Here is a 420-nt window from a genome sequence, read left to right on the forward strand (position 1 = left end):
AAGCTCCTGTTACCATCGGCTTGCTCGGGCGACATTCGTTGCTCGACGACGGAACGTCCTGATGGCTTGCGCGAGCAATCTCCGGTTACCATCGGCTTGCTCGGTCTTGCTTTGGAACGTAAACTGGCATTCCACCTTCCACCTAAATTCACCACGGATAACCATCCGTTGCACACGGAAGCCGCGGCCGCGCGGATTCTGAAATCAATGTCGTTTGCCGCGGCCCGGTGAACGGTGACGTTATCACACTCCGGGCGATTGTTGTTCTGCTATAGGTGCGCTGTTGATGTTTTCGTCCGTTTGGTCCACAACATCGTTTGTTGCTTTCAAATTGGGACCGCGTTAAACTGATACTTCTAGGGAACGGACAACTGTCACCGAAGGGGCCGAAGGCTAAACTGACGGTGCTCGGTCGATTGA

Annotated in this window: 1 protein-coding gene; it reads left to right on the forward strand. The window is 54.0% G+C overall.

What is annotated here, in order from left to right:
* Positions 1-231: hypothetical protein (locus tag CA13_RS36060; protein ID WP_419195332.1), on the forward strand; the 231-nt coding region annotated here is incomplete at its 5' end.
* Between the last annotated feature and the right edge of the window lie 189 nt (positions 232-420).

Source organism: Novipirellula herctigrandis, assembly GCA_007859835.1.
Taxonomy (GTDB): domain Bacteria; phylum Planctomycetota; class Planctomycetia; order Pirellulales; family Pirellulaceae; genus Novipirellula_A; species Novipirellula_A herctigrandis.